The sequence below is a fragment of the Streptomyces sp. H27-H5 genome, assembly GCF_026627505.1.
GTDB lineage: Bacteria > Actinomycetota > Actinomycetes > Streptomycetales > Streptomycetaceae > Streptomyces.
In genome coordinates, this window is the sequence record NZ_JAPNLK010000015.1 from 19,521 (window position 1) to 39,396 (window position 19,876).

The 19,876-nt window shown below is 73.6% G+C and carries 5 protein-coding genes; 4 read left to right on the forward strand and 1 reads right to left on the reverse strand.

Annotation, left to right across the window (positions count from 1 at the left end; genetic code table 11):
• Window positions 1-21 precede the first annotated feature (21 nt).
• Window positions 22-13,668 (reverse strand): type I polyketide synthase, encoded by a 13,647-nt coding sequence (locus OTB19_RS09755; RefSeq protein ID WP_267797646.1) that lies wholly within the window; start codon window positions 13,666-13,668, stop codon window positions 22-24.
• Window positions 13,669-14,083: 415 nt separating this feature from the next.
• On the opposite strand from OTB19_RS09755, the gene OTB19_RS09760 reads away from it, so the two are divergent.
• From OTB19_RS09760 to OTB19_RS09775, 4 genes are read left to right on the forward strand one after another with little or no spacing between them, the layout of a single operon-like run.
• Complete coding sequence (locus tag OTB19_RS09760; protein ID WP_267797647.1) at window positions 14,084-15,442, forward strand: FAD-dependent oxidoreductase; 1,359 nt, start codon at window positions 14,084-14,086, stop codon at window positions 15,440-15,442.
• 2 nt (window positions 15,443-15,444) lie between these two features.
• The gene (locus tag OTB19_RS09765; protein WP_267797648.1) at window positions 15,445-16,308 is read left to right on the forward strand and encodes an alpha/beta fold hydrolase; all 864 of its coding nucleotides are present in this window, start codon (window positions 15,445-15,447) and stop codon (window positions 16,306-16,308) included.
• Window positions 16,309-16,321: 13 nt separating this feature from the next.
• Window positions 16,322-17,968 carry an MFS transporter gene (locus OTB19_RS09770; protein ID WP_267797649.1) on the forward strand — a complete coding sequence of 549 codons (1,647 nt, stop codon included), beginning with the start codon at window positions 16,322-16,324 and terminating at the stop codon, window positions 17,966-17,968.
• Window positions 17,969-17,978: 10 nt separating this feature from the next.
• Window positions 17,979-19,538, forward strand: coding sequence for an aspartate aminotransferase family protein (locus tag OTB19_RS09775; RefSeq protein WP_267797650.1), 1,560 nt, complete (start codon window positions 17,979-17,981; stop codon window positions 19,536-19,538).
• Window positions 19,539-19,876 lie beyond the last annotated feature (338 nt).

The window sequence follows — 19,876 nt, forward strand, 5'->3', positions numbered from 1 at the left end:
TCGTCTGCCGCTCCGTGCCGCTCAGTCCATGTCGTCGAGGAGCGCGAAGAGTTCCTCGTCGCTCGCCCCGTCCAGGTCCTGGTGATCGGCCTCGTCCGGCTTGCCGCCGCCCGCCGAGTCGGCGATGTCCAACAGCTCCCGCAGCCGGCCGGTGATCTGGTCGAAGGCCTCCCGGTCCGAGGACGCGGCGTGAATGGCGGACTTCAACCGGTCGAGGTCCGACAGCACCGGAGTCGCCGCCGACACCTCCTCGACGGTGATCTGCCGGCGGAGGTACACGGCCAGGGCCGCCGGGTTCGGGTAGTCGAAGACGAGGGTGCTGGGCAGGCGCAGACCCGTCGCCGTGTTGAGCTGGTTGCGCAGTTCCACCGCGGTCAGCGAGTCGAAGCCCAGTTCCTGGAAGGCGCGGTCGGCGTCGATGCCGGTGTGGTCGGCGTGCCCGAGCACCCCGGCGACCTGACCGCGTACGAGATCCGTCAGCATCGCGAGCCGCTCCTCCTCCGGCAGGGCGCCCAGGCGCTCCGCCAGCGAGGGACCGTCCGTACCCGCCCCGGACCCGGAACCCGCGACCGCGCGGCGCGGACCGACCGGAGCCAGGTCCCGCAGCAGCGGCAGCAGGCGGTCGCCCTGCTTGCGCAGGGCCTCCACCGCGAGCCGGGTGACGGCCAGGACCGCCTCGCCGGTGCCGGGGGCCGCGTCGAAGAGGTCCATCGCGTCCGCCGAGGACAGCGGCAACAGGCCGAGCCGGGCGAGGCGACGCAGGTCGGCCTCTTCCAGCGAGCCGCTGAGGGTGCTGGCCTGGGCCCACAGGCCCCAGGCCAGCGAGGTGGCCGGCAGGCCGTTGGCCTGGCGGTACTGGGCGAGGGCGTCCAGGTAGGTATTGCCCGCCGCGTAGTTGGCCTGCCCGGCGTTGCCGATCAGGCCGGCGATCGAGGAGTAGAGCACGAAGGCCGACAGGTCCAGGTCCTTGGTGAGGTCGTGCAGGTTCCACGCCGCGTCGACCTTGGGCGCCAGCACCTTCTCCAGCCGCTCCGGCGTCAGGTCCGACAGGACGGTGTCGTCCAGCACACCGGCCGTGTGGATCACCCCGGTGAGCGGCTGCTCCGCGGGGATCGCCGCCAACACCCCGGCCAGCGACTGCCGATCGGTGACGTCACAGGCCGCCACGGTGACCTCGGCACCCAGCCCGGTCAGCTCCGTACGCAGCTCCTCGGCGCCCGGGGCGTCGATGCCGCGTCGGCTGAGGAGCAGCAGGTGCCGTGCGCCGTGTTCGGTGACCAGGTGGCGGGCCAGTACGCCGCCCAGCGCGCCGGTCGCGCCGGTGATCAGGGTCGTGCCCCGGTCCCAACGCGGCGTCACCGCCTGCGCGTCCTGACTCGTACGGGCCAGACGCGGCACGAACAGCCGCTCCCCGCGCACCGCGATCTGCGGCTCGCCCGAGGCCAGGGCCGCGGCCGGCAGCGTGTCGCCGTCCAGGTCCACCAGGACGATCCGCCCCGGGTTCTCCGTCTGCGCCACGCGCAGCAGACCCCACACACCCGCGTGCGTCAGATCGGTGACGGGCTCGCCGGCGGTGGCGACGGCGCCCCGGGTGACCACCACCAGCGTGGAACTCTCGAATCGCTCGTCGCCCAGCCAGAACTGAGCCGAGGAGAGGGTCTCGCGCAACGCGGCCCGCGCGGCCTCGGCCGGCTCGCCCTCGACGGCGCCCGGAACGAGCACCACCGTGGCGGGCACCGGTCCGGCCGCCGCCACCGCCTCCAGATCGGCGTACGGGAGACCACCGGGCACGGCGAGGTCACCGACCACGGCCCAGCCCGCCGCGGTGCCCGCGACCGGGTCGGAGGCCGGCAGGGCGTTCCACGCGACGCGGAACAGTCCGTCCCGGGCCGTCGACGCGGCCTCGCGCAGCGCCTCCTTCGACACCGGGCGCAGCAGCAGCGACTCGACGGTCGCCACCGGGGCGCCCGCCCCGTCGGCCACCGTCAGCGAGGCGGCCAGCGTGTCGGTGTCGCGCCCGGACAGCGTCAGCCGCACTCGCAGCACCGAGGCGCCCACGGCGTGGACGCTCACCCCGGACCAGGAGAACGGCAGCCGCGCCTGCCCCGACTCGAAGGCGACTCCGGGCAGCAGTGGGTGCAGCGCCGCGTCCAGCAGCGCCGGGTGCAGCAGGAACCGCCCCGCGTCCGCCCGCCCGGCGTCCGGCAGCCGCACCTCGGCGTACACGTCGTCGCCCGCGGTCCACAGCCGCGTCAACCCCTGGAAGGCGGGGCCGTACGCGTAACCCAGCGCGTCGAGCCGTTCGTACACCCCGTCGAGGGACACCTCGGTCGCGCCGGCCGGCGGCCAGGCCGTCAGCGGCTCACCGGCGGCGCCGGCCGAGGCGGCCAGCACCCCGTTCGCGTTGAGCGTCCACGGCCGGTCGGCCGCCAGGTCGCCGTCGTCGGTCCGGGAGAAGATCTCCACGGTGCGGCGGCCCGTCCCGTCGGCCTCGCCGACCACGACCTGGACCTGCGTACCACCCTGCTCGGGCAGCACCAGCGGCGCCGACAGCATCAGCTCCTCGACCCGGTCCACCCCGAGCTGCTCGCCCGCCCGGGCCGCCAGCTCCACCAGCCCGGTGCCGGGGACCAACACCGTCCCGTACACCGCGTGCTCGGTCAGCCAGGCGTGGGTGCGGCGCGAGAGCCGGCCGGTGAACAGGTACTCGTCGCGGTGCGCCGACCCGACGGCCGCGCCCAGCAACGGGTGACCGGTGGCCGCCAGCCCCAGCCCGGCCGCGTCGGCCGGGGTCTCGGGGGCGTCCAGCCAGTACCGCTCGTGCTGGAAGGCGTACGTCGGCAGGTCGACGGTCCGCGCGCCCGGGAACAGCCTCGACCAGTCCGGCTTCGCCCCCCGCATCCGCAGCAGGGCCATCGCCGCGACGACGGTCTCCGTCTCGGGCCGGTCCCGGCGCAGCGCCGGGGCCAGCGCCCCGGCCTCCTGCTCCAGGGAACCCTGCGCGAGCGCCGTCAGCACCCCGTCGGGGCCCAACTCCAGGAAGTCGGTGACGCCCTGGGCCTCCAGATGACGGATGCCGTCGGCGAACCGCACGGCCTCCCGGATGTGGGTGGCCCAGTACTCCGGGGAGGTCAGCTGCTCGTCGGTGGCGAGGGTGCCGGTGACGTTGGAGACGACCGGGATGCGCGGCGGGTGGAACGTCAGCCCGCCGGCGACCTCGCGGAACTCCTCCAACACCTCGTCCATGTGCGGGGAGTGGAAGGCGTGCGAGACCGGCAGCCGCTTGGTGCGGGCGCCCTTGGCCCGCCAGGCGTCGCAGATCTCGTCGACGACCGCCGAGTCTCCGGAGATCACCATCGCGTCGGGGCCGTTGACCCCGGCGATCGCGACCGCGTTGCCGTACGGGGCGATCGAGGCGCGCACCGCCTCTTCGCCGGCCTGGATCGCGGCCATCGCTCCGCCCTCGCGGGCGGCCTGCATCAGCCGGCCGCGCTCGGCGACCAGGCAGCAGGCGTCGCCCAGTTCGAGGACCCCCGCGAGGTGGGCGGCGGTCACCTCGCCGATGGAGTGGCCGAGCAGGTAGTCGGGGGTGAAGCCGTGGTGCTCGAACAGCCGGTACAGGGCCACCTCGATGGCGAACAGCGCGGCCTGGGTGAAGGAGGTCTGGTCGATCAGCGCCGAGTCCGCCGAGTGCTCCGGAGCGAACAGCACGTCCTTGATCGGGCGGGCCAGCTCCGAGTCGAACCGGGCACACACCTCGTCCAGCGCCCTCGCGAAGACCGGATTCGCGGCGTACAGCTCGCGGCCCATGCCGAGCCGCTGGCTGCCCTGACCGGTGAAGAGGAACGCGGTCTTGCCGGGCCGGGCCGAGCGGCCCCGCACGACGTTCGACGCGGACTCCCCGTGCGCCAGCGAGGACAGACCCCGGATCAGGGTCTCCCGGTCCGCGCCGACGACGGCCGCGCTGTGCTCCAGCACGGCGCGCCCGGTGGCCAGCGAGAAGCCGATGTCGGCCGGGGACAGCTCCGGGTGGTCGAGGACGAAGCGGTGCAGTCGCGCCGCCTGGGCCGCGACGGCCTTCTCGTCCTTGCCGGACACCAGCCACGGCAGCACACCGGCCGCCTCCGGCTCCGGGGCGGGTCCGCGCCGGGCGGGCGCCGCGGGCTGCTCGATGATGACGTGCGCGTTGGTGCCGCTGATGCCGAAGGAGGACACGCCCGCGCGGCGCGGTCGGCCCGCCTCGGGCCAGGGGGTCTCCTCGGTCAGCAGCGCCAGCGACCCCGCCTCCCAGTCCACGTGCGGGGACGGCTCGTCCACGTGCAGGGTCCGGGGCAGCACCCCGTGCCGCATCGCCTCGATCATCTTGATGACACCGCCGACGCCGGCCGCGGCCTGGCTGTGCCCGATGTTCGACTTCAGGGACCCGAGGTACAGCGGCCGGTCCTCCGGCCGGTCCTGCCCGTACGTCGCCAGCAGGGCCTGCGCCTCGATCGGGTCACCGAGGGTGGTGCCGGTGCCGTGCGCCTCCACGGCGTCCACGTCGGCCGAGGCCAGACCGGCGTTGGCCAACGCCTGGCGGATGACCCGCTCCTGCGCCGGCCCGTTGGGCGCGGTCAGGCCGTTGGACGCGCCGTCCTGGTTGACGGCCGTACCGCGGATCACCGCGAGCACGTTGTGTCCGTTGCGCTTGGCGTCGGAGAGCCGCTCGACGAGCAGCAGACCGACACCCTCGCTCCAGCCGGTGCCGTCGGCGCCCGCCGCGAAGGACTTGCAGCGCCCGTCGGGCGACAGGCCCCGCTGGCGGGAGAACTCCACGAAGGTGTTCGGACCGTTCATCACGGTCACGCCGCCCGCCAGCGCCAGATCGCATTCACCGGAGCGCAGCGCGTTCGCCGCGAGGTGCATGGCCACCAGCGAGGAGGAGCAGGCCGTGTCCACGGTGACCGCCGGACCCTCCAGCCCGTACGTGTAGGACAGCCGACCGGAGATGACGCTGGACAGGTTGCCCGCGAGCAGGAAGCCCTCGAACTCCTCCGGCACCGACGGCAGCCGCGAGGCGTAGTCGTCGTACATGGCGCCGGTGAAGACGCCGGTGTGGGAACCGCGCAACAGCGCCGGGTCGATGCCCGCGCTCTCGAAGGTCTCCCACGCCGTCTCCAGCAGCAGCCGCTGCTGCGGGTCGGTCGCGGTCGCCTCGCGCGGGGAGATCCCGAAGAACTCCCGGTCGAAGAGGTCCGCCTCGTGCAGGAAGCCGCCCTCACGGACGTACGAGGTGCCCGTCCGCTCGGGGTCCGGGTCGTACAGGCCCTCCAGGTCCCAGCCGCGGTTCACCGGGAACGGACTGACCGCGTCCACCCCGTCGGCGACGAGCCGCCACAGGTCCTGCGGAGACCGCACCCCGCCCGGGAAGCGGCACGCCATCCCGACGATGGCGATCGGCTCGTCCGAGGCGCCCTTGGCGCGGGCCCTGACGGCCTTCGCCGGCGCGTCGTCCGCGGAGACCTTCGACAGCAGGTACGCGGCCAGCGCGCCCGGCGTCGGATGGTCGAACACCGCCGTCGCCGGGAGGCGCAGGCCGGTGGCCGACCCGAGCCGGTTGCGCAGGTCCACGCCGGCCATCGAGTCGAAGCCGATCTCGCTGAAGGCCCGCTCGGGGTCGATGGACGCGGCGCCCGCGTGACCGAGCACCGAGGCGACCGTGGACCGCACGAGATCCCGTACCGCCTCCGCCCGCTTGTCCTCGGGGAGGCCGGCGATCTGCCCGGCCCAGCCCGACGCGGCGCCCGCGCCCGCCCCGGCCTGTCCGGCGCGGCGGGTCCGGGTGCGCACCAGCCCCCGGTACAGGGCGGGCGGCGTCTCGGAACCGGTGCGCAGCCGGGCCGGGTTCAGCGCGACCGGAACCAGCAGCGGTTCGGTGGCGTTCAGCGCCGCGTCGAACAGGGCCAGACCCTGCGCGGGGGTGAGCGGGGTCATGCCCGCCCGGTCCCAGCGGGCCAGGTCGGCGTCGGTGAGCCCGGCGCCCATGCCGTGACTGGAGTCCCACAGGCCCCAGGCCAGCGAGGTCGCGGCCAGACCGGCGGAGCGGCGGTGCGCGGCGAGGGCGTCCAGCCAGGTGTTGGCCGCCGCGTAGTTGCCCTGACCGGCGGTGCCGGTGACACCCGACACCGAGGAGAACAGGACGAACGCCGCCAGGTCCAGGTCCCTGGTGAGCTCGTGAAGGTTCCAGGCCGCGTCCACCTTGGGCCGCAGCACCGAGGACACCTGCTCCGGGGTGAGGGACTCGATCGTCGCGTCGTCCAGCACACCGGCCGTGTGCACCACGGCCGACAGCGGGTGCTCCGCGTCCACGGCCGTGAGCAGCGCGGCCACCGAGGCGCGGTCGGCGGCGTCCGCCGCGACCACCTTCACCTCGGCGCCGAGCGCGCCCAGTTCGGCCGCCAGCTCCCGCGCGCCCGGGGTGGCCGGGCCGCGCCGGCTGCTGAGCAGCAGGTGCCGGACCCCGTGCTCGGTGACGAGGTGGCGGGCGAAGAGCGCGCCGAGGCCGCCGGTGCCGCCGGTGACCAGGACGGTTCCCCCGGCCCCCAGGACGGGAACCTCGGGGGTCGCGATCGCCGCCGCACGGGCCAGCCGGGGGGCGAACGACTCGCCCGCGCGGACCGCGAGTTGGGGTTCACCGGTGGCGAGGGCCGCGGCGAGCGTCGCGTCGTCCGTCGCGCCGTCGGTGTCGACGAGCACGAGCCGGTCCGGGTGCTCGGACTGGGCGGAGCGGATCAGGCCCCACAGCGGGGCCGCGTCCAGGTCGGTGACGTCCTCGCCGGGCAGTGCGGCGACCGCGCCGGCGGTGACGAACACCAGCCGGGAGTCGGCGAACCGTTCGTCGGCCAGCCACTCCTTGACCAGCGCCAGCGCCCGCAGGGTGGCCAGGTGCGCGCCCTCGGCGCCGGCGGCGCCGGAGCCCGCGTGCCGGACGAGTACGGTCGTCGCGCCCGCGGCCGGGGCCAGGTCCCCGCCCACCTCGGTCCAGTCGACCGACGCCCGGGCGGCGGTCACCGGCTGCCACCGCACCTCGTACAACGAGTCGTTCGCGCCGTCCGCGACCGAGGTCAGGGCCTCCTTGGCGACCGGGCGCAACGTCAGCGCGTCCACGTCCGCGACGGGCGCGCCCGCCCCGTCCGCCAGCGTCAGACGGTACGTGTCGGTCCCGGCGGGGGAGATCCGCACCCGCAGCTCGGCGGCGCCCGCCGCGTGCAGCGAGATCCCCGACCAGGCGAACGGCAGCCGGATCCGGTCGCTCTCGCCCTCCACGGCCGCGTCCAGCACCAGCGGGTGCAACACCGAGTCGAACAGCGCCGGGTGGACGCCGAACCGGCCGGCGCTCTCCCGGTGCGCCCCGGGCAGCCGCACCTCGGCGTAGAGGTCCTCGCCGGCGCGCCAGAGCGCCGTCAGGCCCTGGAAGGCGGGGCCGTACGCGTACCCCAGGGCGGCGAGCCGCTCGTACACGCCGTCCAGCGGCTCGGCGCTCGCGCCGGCCGGCGGCCACGCGGACAGGTCAGCGTCCTCGGCCGGTACGACGGCCTCCGCGAGGGCGCCCGTCGCGTGCCGGGTCCACGGTCGTGCCGCGCCCTCGCCGCCGTCGGGACGGGCGTGGACGGAGAAGGGCCGCACCCCGGACGCGTCCGGGGCGCCCACCGCGACCTGTACCCGTACGGCCTCGCGTCCGACGAGCGGCAGCGGGGCCTCCAGGGTCAGTTCCTCGACACGGGTGACGCCGAGGTGGTCGCCGGCCGCCACGGCCAGCTCCAGGAACGCCGTCGCGGGCACCAGCACGGTCGTGCCGATCGCGTGGTCCGCGAGCCACGGGTGGGAGCCCACCGAGAGCCGGCCGGTGAACAGGGCGTCCTCGCGGTCCGCGAACTCCACGCTCGTGGAGAGCAACGGGTGCTCCGAGGCGTCCAGCCCCAGGCTGCGCGCGTCGGTGGACGTGGTCGGCGCGAGCCAGTACCGCTCGCGCTGGAAGGCGTACGTCGGCAGCGGGGCCGGCGTCGCGCCCGGGAAGAAGGTCCAGGCGTCGAAGCTGCCACCGGCGGTCCACACCCGGGCCAGGCCGGCCGCGAGCGTGTCGGCCTCGGGGCGGCCCGCGCGCAGCAGCGGCACGGCCACGGCCCCGGTGTCCTCCAGCGCGCCCTGCGCCAGGGCGGTCAGTACGGCGTCCGGGCCGACCTCGACGAACAGGGTCGTACCCTGCGCGGCCAGCTCGCGGACGGCGTCCAGGAACCGCACGGCGGCACGGATCTGCCCGGCCCAGTAGTCGGGGGAGGTCAGTTCGGCCTCGGTGGCGACCGCACCGGTGACGGTGGAGACGATCGGGATCGCCGGCGCCGCGAAGGCGGCGTCGGCCGCGACCGCGCGGAACTCCTCCAGGATCGCGTCCATGTGCGGGGAGTGGAAGGCGTGCGAGACGGTCAGGCGCTTCGTCTTGCGACCCTGCTCCCGCCACCGCGCGGCGACGGCCTCGGCGGCGTCCTCGTCACCGGAGATCACCACGGAGGACGGACCGTTGACGGCGGCGACGGACACCGCGTCCTCGAGGCCCGCGAGGGAGGCGGCGATCTCCGCCTCCGTGCCCTGGACGGCGATCATGGCGCCGCCGGGACGGGCCGACTGCATCAGCCGGCCGCGGGCGGCCACCAGCCTCGCGGCGTCCGCCAGGGTCAGCACCCCGGCGGCGTGCGCGGCGGACAGCTCGCCGATCGAGTGCCCGGCCAGCAGCGCGGGCACCACCCCGTGGTGCTCCAGCAGCCGGAACAGGGCCGTCTCCACCGCGAACAGGGCGGGCTGCGTGTAGGTGGTCTCGTCCAGCAGCGCGGCGTCGGAGCTGCCCTCCGCCGCGAAGAGCACCTCGCGCAGCGGGCGCTCCAACAGCCCCTCGAAGGCGGCGAACACCGCGTCGAGGGTGCGGGCGAAGACGGGGTGGCGGGCGTACAGGTCACGGCCCATGCCGAGCCGCTGGGCGCCCTGGCCGGTGAAGAGGAAGGCGGTCCGGCCGGCGCTCGGGGCAGCGCCGGTGACGACGGCGGGCGCGTCGGAGCCCGCGATCAGCGCGTCGAGCCCCGCGAGCAGGGCGTCGCGGTCCTCGGCGAGGACGACGGCGCGCTGCTCGAAGGCGGTACGGGTGGCCGCGAGCGCCAGCCCGACGTCCGCGAGGTCCGTGTCGGGAGCGGCGGCGTGGACGCGCAGCCGCTCGGCCTGGGCGCGCAGCGCCTTCGGGTCGCGGGCCGACAGCAGCCAGGGCGCGGGAAGTTCCGGCGCGGCCGGGGCCTCGACGGAGGTCGCGGTCGCGGGCACCGTCTCGGGGGCCTGCTCGATGACGACGTGGGCGTTGGTCCCGCTGATCCCGAAGGAGGAGACGGCGGCGCGGCGCGGCCGACCGGTCTCGGGCCACGCCCGTTCCCCGGTGAGCAGCTCCACGGCGCCCGCCGACCAGTCCACGTGCGGGGACGGCTCGTCCACGTGCAGGGTCCTGGGCAGTACGCCGTGGCGGATCGCCTGGACCATCTTGATGACGCCGCCGACGCCGGCCGCCGCCTGCGCGTGGCCGATGTTCGACTTCAGCGAGCCGAGGAACACCGGGGCCAGGCCCTCGCGGTCGCTGCCGTAGGTGGCCATGACGGCCTCGGCCTCGATCGGGTCGCCGAGCCTGGTTCCGGTGCCGTGCGCCTCCACGGCGTCCACGTCCGAGCCGGTGAGGCCCGAGTCGGCCAGGGCCTGGCGGATGACCCGCTGCTGCGCGAGTCCGCTGGGGGCGGTCAGGCCGTTGGAGGCGCCGTCCTGGTTGATGGCGGAGCCGCGCAGCACCGCGAGGACGGTGTGTCCGTTGCGTTCGGCGTCGGAGAGCCGCTCCACGAGCAGCAGGCCCACGCCCTCGGACCAGCCGGTGCCGTCGGCGCCCGCGGCGAAGGACTTGCAGCGGCCGTCGGGGGCGAGCCCGCGCTGGCGGGAGAACTCCACGAACATGCCGGGGGACGCCATGACCGTCGCGCCGCCCGCCAGGGCCAGGTTGGTCTCGCCCGACCGCAGCGAACGGATCGCGAGGTGCAGGGCGACCAGCGAGGAGGAGCAGGCGGTGTCGGTGGTCACCGCAGGGCCGAGCAGCCCCAACTGGTAGGCGATCCGGCCCGACATCACGCTGGTGGTGCTGCCGGTGAGCACCGAGCCCTGGACGCTCTCGGGGGCCTCGTACATCCGGGGCCCGTACTCCAGCGCCGTCGCGCCGACGAACACGCCGGTCCGGGAGCCGTGCAGGGACTCCGGGCGGATCCCGGAGCGCTCGACGGCCTCCCAGGCGGTCTCCAGCAGGAGCCGCTGCTGCGGGTCCATCGCGAGGGCCTCGCGCGGCGAGATGCCGAAGAAGCCGGCGTCGAACTCGGCCGCCTCGTGCAGGAAGCCGCCGCGCCGCACCGCGCTCTTGCCCGGGCGGTCGGGGTCGGCGTCGTACAGGTCCTCGTCCCAGCCGCGGTCGACGGGGAACCCGGAGACGGCGTCGCCGCCCTCCGCGACCAGCTTCCACAGCTCGTCGGGGGAGGAGATCCCGCCCGGGAACCGGCAGGCCATGCCGACGATCGCGATGGGCTCGTCGGCGTCGGCGGGACGGGTGAACTCCTCGGCCGACACGGCCGCCCCGGCCAGCTCGGCCCCGATGAACGAGGTGAGCGCCAGCGGCGTCGGGTGGTCGAACAGCAGCCCGCCGGGCAGCCGCAGGCCGGTGGCCTCGGCCAGCGCCTTGCGCAGCTCGGTGGTCATCATCGAGCTGAAACCGAGCTTCTGGAACGGGGTCCGCTGCTCCAGCACCTCGTCCGGCCCGTACTCCAGGATCGCGGTGACGTGCGAGGTGACCAGCTCGGAGACGGCGCGGTCCCGCTCCGCCTCGGACAGCCGGGCGAGGCGCGCGCCGAGTGCGCCGCGCGGTCCGGCGGCCGGCTCCTCGGCGGTGTCGGCCCCCGGGAGGGGCAGCGGGGCCGACGTGCGGGCGGCGGCGTCGAACCAGTGCCGGCGGCGCTGGAACGCGTACGTGGGCAGGGAGACCCGGCGGGCGCCGGTCCCCGCGTACAGCACACTCCAATCGACGTCGGCGCCGAGCGTGAACGCGGTCGCGACGGCGGTCAGCAGCGTCTGTACCTCGGGGCGCCCCGCACGGAGTGCCGGGGTGCCCTCGGCGAGGGCGCTGAGGACGGCGTCGGGGCCGATCTCCAGGAAGGTCTCGGCGCCCAGCGACCTCAGGGTGGCGACCGCGTCCGCGAACCGGACGGCGCCGCGGACCTGGTCGGTCCAGTAGCAGGGGGTGCGCAGGTCGTCGCCGGAGGCGAGTTCGCCGGTGAGGGTGGAGACGACGGGGATCCGCGGCTCGTTGTAGGTGAGGCCCTTCGCCACCTTGTGGAAGGGCTTGAGCATCGCGTCCATGTGGGGGGAGTGGAAGGCGTGCGAGACCGTCAGGCGCTTGGTCTTGCGGCCCCGTTCGGCGAGCTTTCCCGCGACCTTGAGGGCGGCTTCCTCATCGCCGGAGACGACGACGGAGGTCGGGCCGTTGACGGCGGCGATCGAGAGCCGGTCCTCCAGGCCTTCGAGGAGCGGCAGCACCTCCGCCTCCGTGGCCTGGACGGCGATCATGGCGCCGCCGGTGGGCAGGGCCTGCATCAGCCGCGCCCGGGAGGCGACGAGCTTCGCCGCGTCCGGCAGGGACAGGATCCCCGCCACGTGCGCGGCGGCGAGTTCCCCGATGGAGTGGCCCGCGACATGGGACGGGGCCAGACCCCAGGACTCCACGAGCCGGTAGAGGGCCACCTCCACCGCGAACAGCGCGGGCTGGGTGTTGCCCGTCTCGTCGAGCGCCTCACCGGAGGCGATGACCTCGCGGATCGAGCGCTTCAGCAGCGGGTCCAGCGCCCCGGCGACCGCGTCGAAGGCCTCCGCGAACACCGGGAAGGCCGCGTACAGTTCCTCGCCCATCCCCGGACGCTGCGCGCCCTGGCCGGTGAAGAGGAACGCGGTCGTGCCCGCGGCGGGCGCGCCCCGGACCACCCCCGCGCCCGGCCGTCCCTCGGCCAGCGCCCGCAGCCCCTCCACCAGCGCCGACCGGTCCGTGCCGACCACGACCGCGCGCTCCTCGAAGGCCGTGCGGGTGGTCGCCAGCGAGAAGGCGGTGTCCACCAGGTCGGGGGCGCCGTCGGCGGCGGCGAACGCGGCCAGCCGGCCGGCCTGCGCGCGCAGCGCCTCGTCCGACCGGGCCGACAGCACCCAGGGCAGCGCCTCGGTGGCCGCCTCGGTGGGCTCCTGCGGCGCGGGGACGGCGGGCCCCTCGGTGACCACGACGTGCGCGTTCGTGCCGCCCATGCCGAAGGAGCTGACGCCCGCCGCCAACGGGCGCTCCGGGTGCGGCCAGGCGGAGTGCTCGCGCTGCACCGCCAGTCCCAGCGCGTCCAGCGGGATCCGCGGGTTCGGGGTCGCGAAGTTCAGGCTGGCGGGCAGCTCGCGGTGGGTGATGCTCAGCAGCGTCTTGATCAGGCCCGCGATGCCCGCGGCGCCCTCCAGGTGTCCGATGTTGGTCTTGACGGAACCGACGCGCAGCGGGTCCCCGGGCGCCCGGTCCGCGCCCAGCGCCGCGCCGAGCGCGGCGGCCTCGATCGGGTCGCCGACGGGCGTGCCGGTGCCGTGCAGTTCGACGTACTGGACCTGCTCGCCGGCGCCGAGCGCGGCCCGCTCGTGGGCCAGGCGCACCACCTGCTCCTGCGCGGCCGCGCTCGGCACGGTCAGACCTCCGGGCGTGGCACCGTCGTTGTTGACGGCGCTCGCGCGGATCACGCCGTGGACGTGGTCGCCGTCCGCGAGGGCGAGCGAGAGCGGCTTGAGGACCAGGACCCCGCCGCCCTCGCCGGGCACGAAGCCGTTGGCGCGGGAGTCGAAGGTGTACGTGACCCCGTCGGGGGAGAGCGCGCCGAAACGTTCCTCCGTGGTGGCGTTCTCCGTCAGCAGGTTCAGGTTCACACCCGCCGCGAGCGCGAGCACGGACTCCCCGGCCCGCAGGCTCTCGCAGGCGAGGTGCACCGCGACGAGCGAGGACGACTGCGCGGAGTCCACGGTGAGGCTGGGACCCTGGAGACCCAGGTGGTAGGAGACCCGGTTCGCGATGACGCCGCGGTTCACCCCGGTCATCGTGTGCGGGGTGATCGCCTCGGTGCCGTACTGGTACAGCAGGTTCGTGTAGTCGTCGCGCAGGGTGCCCACGAACACCGAGGTACGGCTGCCGCGCAGCGCCTCGGGCACGATGCCCGCGTCCTCCAGGGCCTCCCAGGCCAACTCCAGTACGAGCCGCTGCTGCGGGTCCATCGCCGCGGCCTCGCGCGGCGAGATCCCGAAGAAACGGGCGTCGAACCGGTCCACCCCGTCCAGGAACGCGCCGCGCTGCCGGCCGTCACCGGGCGCCGCGTCCTCGGGTACGCCCCAACGGCCCGGCGGCACCTCGTCGACGGCACCTCGCCCGCTCCGCAGGAGCTCCCAGAACGCGGCCGGGCCGTCGGCTCCGGGGAGCCGGCAGGACAGCCCCACGACAGCGATCTGCTCCACCTTCTCGGTGTGCGCCCCGGCTGCTACAGGATTCCGCTCACTGGTCACCACGCTCGGCTGCCCCTTCTTGGATTCAACGCGCCCGGAGGAAATGCGCCCGGATCGAATGCGCCCGGATTCACGTGCCCGGATTCATGTCTCGGCCTCACACACCCCCGGCTCCACGTGCCCGGATTCGATGCGCCGGATTTCGACGTTCCCCGATTCGACGTGCCCGGAGGAATACGCCCCGGGTTCGATGCGCCTGGATTCACAGGCTAGTGAAAACGACCTCGTGGACAGTCATGGCCTGGTAACCAGGGCCGCTGGAACGGCTGGTGACCCCGCCATTGCCACACAGTGAGCGGCCGGTGGAACGCACCTGGCTACCGTGAATGCGGGCTCACGCGCTTCATTCGGACGTACTCGATCCGGTGAGCTCCAGCTGCGCTGTAGTGACGTGCGAATTCAAGGAGAGCTGATCGCTGTGAGTGCTGCATCTTCCCAAGGGGCCAACCCCGGATCCGCCGAAAACGCACGCGGAGGTCGCGCGGTCGTCCTCGGCGGGAGCATGGCGGGACTCTTCTCCGCCCGCGCCCTCTCCGAGAACTTCGCGGAGGTGCTCGTCGTGGACCGCGACGAGCTGACGGGACCGAACGAACTCCGCCGGGGCCTGCCGCAGGGCCACCACCTGCACGGTCTGCTCGCCCGCGGCCAGCAGATCGTCGAGGAGTACTTCCCCGGCATCACCGAGGACATGAAGGCTGCCGGCGCGCAGCTCGGCGACGTGGCCGACGACGTCCGCTGGATCATCAACGGCAAGCGCCTGCGGCAGGTCCACTCCGGCCTGTTCGCCCTCACCTCCAGCCGTCCCTTCCTGGAGCGCCACATACGCGAACGCGTGCTCGCGCTCCCCGAGGTGACCTTCCTGGAGCAGGCCGACATCCTCCGCCTGGTCACCAGCGAGGATCGCCGAGAGGTCACCGGTGTCGTCGTGCGCCGCGACGGCGTCGAGGAGGTGGTGCAGGCCGACCTGGTCGTGGACGCCACCGGCCGCGGTTCGCGCACCTCCGTCTGGCTCCAGGAGTTCGGCTTCGACGCCGTCGAGGAGGAGAAGCACAAGATCGGCCTCGGCTACACCACCCGCTACTACCGGGTCCCGGACGAGGCCTTCGAGGGCAACATCTCCATCAACACCGTCGCCTCCGCGGGCGTCCCGCGCGGCGCGATCTGCCAGAAGATCGACGGCGGCCGTTCCATCGTCACCGCCTACGGCATCCTCGGCGACCACCCGGCCACCACCCCCGAGGGCTTCCACGCTTTCATCGAGTCGCTGGCCGCGCCCGACATCCACGAGGTGCTCAAGGTATCCGAGCCGCTGGACGAGCCCGTCGCGTACAAGTTCCCGACCAACCTGCGCCGCCACTACCAGCGCCTGACCGACTTCCCGGCCGGCCTGCTGGTCATCGGCGACGCCGTCTGCAGCTTCAACCCCAGCTACGCGCAGGGCATGACCGTCTCCGCGCTCGGCTCGCTCGTACTGCGCCGGCACACCGCCGAGTCCCGGCGGCCCGACCCGATCGCGTACTTCAAGGACCTCGCCGCCGACGCCGTCGACGGCTGCTGGGAGATGGCCGTCGGCGCCGACCTCAGCTTCCCCGAGGTCGAGGGCGAGCGGACCGAGGAGGTCCAGCTGGCGCACGCCTTCATCGCCCAGGTCCAGGAGGCCGCGTCCCGCGACGACGCCGTGGCCCGCGCGTACTCCCGGGTCATCGGCCTCGTCGACTCCCCGGCCGTCCTGCACGACCCGGAGATCGAGGCCGCGATCGCCGCGGTCCAGGAGTAGTCATGAGGATCACCCTGAACGACCTGACCTTCGACGTGGCCGTCGACGGCCCCGCCGACGGCGAACCGGTCCTGCTGCTCCACGGCTTCCCCCACAACAAGGAGTCCTGGACCGAGACCGCGCCCCTGCTGCACGCCGCCGGGCTGCGCACCATCGCCCCCGACCAGCGGGGCTACTCCGACGGCGCGCGCCCGACCGAGGTCGACGCGTACCGTCTCGAACACCTCGCCGCCGACGCGCTCGGCATCCTCGACGCGCTCGGCGTCGCCGGCGCCCACGTCGTCGGTCACGACTGGGGCGCGGCCGTGGCCTGGTACCTGGCGGCGCGCCGGCCCGAGCGGGTGCGCACGCTCACCGCGCTCGCCATCCCGCACCTCGACGCGTACCAGCACGCCTACCGGGTCGACGAGGAGCAGCAACACAGCTCCCAGTACGTGGAGTTCCTCGTCTCCGCCGGCGCCGCCGACCACTTCCTGGCCAACGACGCCGTCGAACTGCACGGCTGGTTCAACCAGGTCGGCGAGGGCGTCCTGACCGACGCCCAGATCGCCCGGTACGTCACCACCCACACCGCTCCCGGCGTGCTGGACGCGGCCCTGAACTGGTACCGCGCCAACAACCTGCTCGGCGAGGACCTCGCCTTCGGCCCGGTCACCGTCCCGACGACCTTCGTCTACAGCCGCACCGACACGGCCGTCAGCGAACTCGCCGTCGAGAGGACCGCGGAGCACGTCACCGGCCCCTACCGGCTGGTGACGCTGGAGAAGACCTCCCACTGGCAGCCGCAACAGGACCCCGACACGGTCGCCGCCGAGATCATCCGGCGGGTCCGCACGGTCCCCCCGGCAACACCGACAGAAAACTGATGAAGGGACAACCATGACTTCGAACACCGCCGCCCCCGCGGTGGAGTTGCGGGCCGGGCCGCGGGAGTGGTTCGGACTGCTGGTCCTGCTGCTGCCGGTGACACTGATGACGGCCGACCTGGGCGTGCTGTGGCTGGCCACCCCCTACGTGACGGCCGACCTGCGGCCCACCAGCTCGCAGCTGCTGTGGACCACGGACATCTACGGGTTCCTGACCTGCGGATTCCTTGTCGTCATGGGAACCCTCGGTGACCGGATCGGCCGCCGCAAGCTCCTGATCCTGGGCTCGCTCGGCGTGATCGTCTCCTCGCTGCTCGCGGCGTACGCGACCAGCCCGGAAATGCTGATCGTGGCGCGCGCGCTGCTCGGCGTGGCCGGCGCCGCCGTGCTCCCGTCGACGCTCTCGCTGATCATCCACATGTTCAAGGACGACCGGCAGCGGGCCACCGCCATCGCCACCTGGGTCACCGCGCTCTCCGTCGGTATCGCCGTCGGCCCCGTCATTGGCGGCGTGCTGCTCGACTCCTGGTGGTGGGGGTCCGTCTTCCTGATGGGCGTCCCGGTCATGCTCGTTCCCCTGCTGCTCGCGCCGGCGTTGCTGCCCGAGTACAAGGACCCGAACGCCGGCCGGATCGACCTCGCCAGCGTGGTGCTGTTCCTGGCGGCGATCCTTCCGATCGTCTACGCCGTCAAGAAGTTCGCCGAGATCGGCTGGAGCCTGGGCAACCTGGCCGCCCTGCTGATCGGCGCCGCCTTCACCGTGGTCTTCGTCCGCCGGCAGAACGCGCTGGAGACCCCGCTGCTGGACATGCGGCTGTTCCGGACCCGCGCCTTCACCGGTGCGCTGCTCACCCTGCTGTTCGGCATGATGGCGCTCAACGGCGTCGAGTACCTCGTCCCGCAGTACCTGCTGGTCGCCGGTGAACTCAGCCCGCTGGCCGCCGGTGTCTGGCTGCTCCCCGGAGCCGCCGGTCTGATCCTGGGCTCGCAGCTCACCCCGGTGTTCGCCAAGCGGATCCGGCCCGCCTTCGTCATCACCGCGGGTCTGGTCGTCACCCTGGCCGGCTTCTGGCTGACCGGGATCGCGGGCCCCGACAAGGACGGCATCGTGCCCGCCGCCCTCGGCCTCGCCGTGATCATGTTCGGTGTCGCCCCGATCAGCGTCCTCGGCACCTCCCTGGCCGCCGGCGCGGCCCCGCCGGAGAAGGCCGGTTCCGCCGCCGCCACCGGGCAGACCGCCTATGACCTCGGGCTCGCCCTGGGCATCGCGGTGACCGGTTCCATCGCCGTCGCCGTCTACCGCGGCGCGGTAGACGACAACACCCCGGCCGGGATCCCCGCCGAGGCCGCGGCGGCCGCCCGGGACACCGTCGGCGGAGCCACCGACGCCGCCGCCTCCCTCCCCGCCGACCTCGGGGCCCAGTTGGTGGCCGCCGCGCGCGACGCGTTCACCTCCGGATTCCAGGCCACCGCCTGGGTCAGCGCCGGACTGGCCGTCGTCACGGGCGTCATCGTCCTCGTCCTGCTGCGCCACATCCCCGCGATCGGCGCACCCGCCGCCGAGGCCCCGGCCGAGCCGGAGCAGGTCGGGACGGCGGAGTCGGAGCCCGGCACGCAGCCGGCCGCCGCGGTCCGCGAAGAGTCCACCACCCGTGCCTGAAGGGGATGACATGACCGCCGAACCCACCACGGCCACGACCGAGTACGCGGAACCCTTCCTGTTGGGGGTGCTCGCCTCGGGAGGTCTGGACGCCGAGTACGTGCGCGGCGAGGGCAACACCCTTTACCTGCGCGACGAGGACGGCCGGGAGATCCCCGTCCTGGACTACGTCGGCGGCTACGGCTCGCTGATGCTGGGGCACAACCACCCCGGGATCAACGCGTACGCCAAGGAACTGCTGGACGCGCAGACGCCCGTCCACGCGCAGTTCTCGCGGCACCCGTACGCCAACGACGTCGCCGAGGTCCTCAACCGGATCGTCCAGCGCGAACGCGGGGACGACGAGCAGTACTACGCCATCTTCGCCAACAGCGGGGCGGAGGCCGTCGAGGCCGCCATCAAGCACGCCGAACTCGACCGGGGCCTGCGCCTGACCGCGCTCACCGATGAGATCGCCGCCCACGTGGCCGACGTGCGCGGACAGGTCGAGGCCGGCGCCGCGAGCGTCCCGGCCGCCGTCGCCGAGTCCTTCGAGGACCTGGTCACCGACGTCCTCGCCCGCAACGAGGCCCAGCGCGGGCGCAGCCCGCTCTTCCTCGTCCCCGAGGGCGGCTTCCACGGCAAGCTCGCCGGCAGCGTGCAGCTCACCCACAACGAGGGGTACCGGCTGCCGTTCAAGGCGCTGGCCGCGCAGTCCCGGTTCGTGCCGCGCGACCGGCCCGGCACGATCCGCAAGATCATCGACGAGGAGCGCGCCCACCTGCTCGACCTCGTCGTCGAGGGCGGCCAGGTACAGGTCGTGGAGCGGGACTTCCCGCTCTTCGTGGCCTTCGTCCTGGAGCCCGTCCTGGGCGAGGGCGGCATCCACGAGCTGAGCCGGGAGTTCGCCGACGAGATCCAGGAGGTCTGCGCGGAGACCGGGATCCCGATCGTCATCGACGAGGTGCAGACCGGCATGGGCCGCACCGGCAGCTTCCTCGCGGCCACCCACCTCGGGCTGCGCGGCGACTACTACACCCTCGCCAAGAGCCTGGGCGGCGGCATCGCCAAGGCCGCCGTCATGCTCGTGCGCAAGCCGCTCTACCGCGGCCAGTTCGAGCTGGCGCACAGCTCCACGTTCGCCAAGGACAGCTTCTCCTGTCTGATCGCCCTCAAGGTGCTCGAACTGATGGAGGCCGACGACGGCGAGGTCTACCGGCGCGCGGCCGAGCGCGGCGAGCGGCTGCTCGCCATGCTCCGCTCGGTCCGGGACGACTTCCCCGAGACGGTCAAGGACGTGCGCGGCCGCGGCCTGATGCTGGGGCTGGAGTTCCACGACCAGTCGGGCTCCGCCGCCGAGCCGCTCAAGGCGGTGGCCCAGAGCGGGTTCTTCGGCTACTTCGTCGCCGGGCACATGCTCCGCGCGCACCGGATCCGGACGTTCCCCACCTCCAGCGCCGTCAACACCCTGCGGTTCGAGCCGTCGGTGTACCTGACGGACGAGGAGATCGGCCGGCTGGAAGAGGCGCTCCGCGACGTGTGCGTGATCATCCGGGACACGGATGGCGCGAGCCTCGCACCGATCGGCTGATCAAAATCAGACCGCTTGTGCTGTTTAGGGGTTGAGATTCAGTCGCAAACCCCTTGAGTGGCCGAAGAGCGAGTCGCTCGTGTAGCGACTGACCCCCTGTGGCCGCCCCACCGCCAGAGGGCCCGGGATCCCCCCTCCCGGGCCCTCTGGCCTTTTGTTTTACCGAAGTTGAGGACCCTCGGAGAGGGGTCGGAATCATCCTTCTGTGTGCTCCGGTGTACTCATCTAACCTTTTGACAAACCGGCGTGCTGGTTTGTAATCTTCCGGTCGAGTGAGCATGAGCTATCAGCCGCAGGACCGGGGGAGATATGCGCTTTCGGATGTTGGGTCCGCTGGA

Excerpts from the sequence above, each read along its gene's own strand:
- OTB19_RS09765 (WP_267797648.1), top strand. The coding sequence starts at position 15,445 with ATGAGGATCACCCTGAACGACCTGACCTTCGACGTGGCCGTCGACGGC.
- OTB19_RS09770 (WP_267797649.1), top strand. The coding sequence starts at position 16,322 with ATGACTTCGAACACCGCCGCCCCCGCGGTGGAGTTGCGGGCCGGGCCG.
- OTB19_RS09775 (WP_267797650.1), top strand. The coding sequence starts at position 17,979 with ATGACCGCCGAACCCACCACGGCCACGACCGAGTACGCGGAACCCTTC.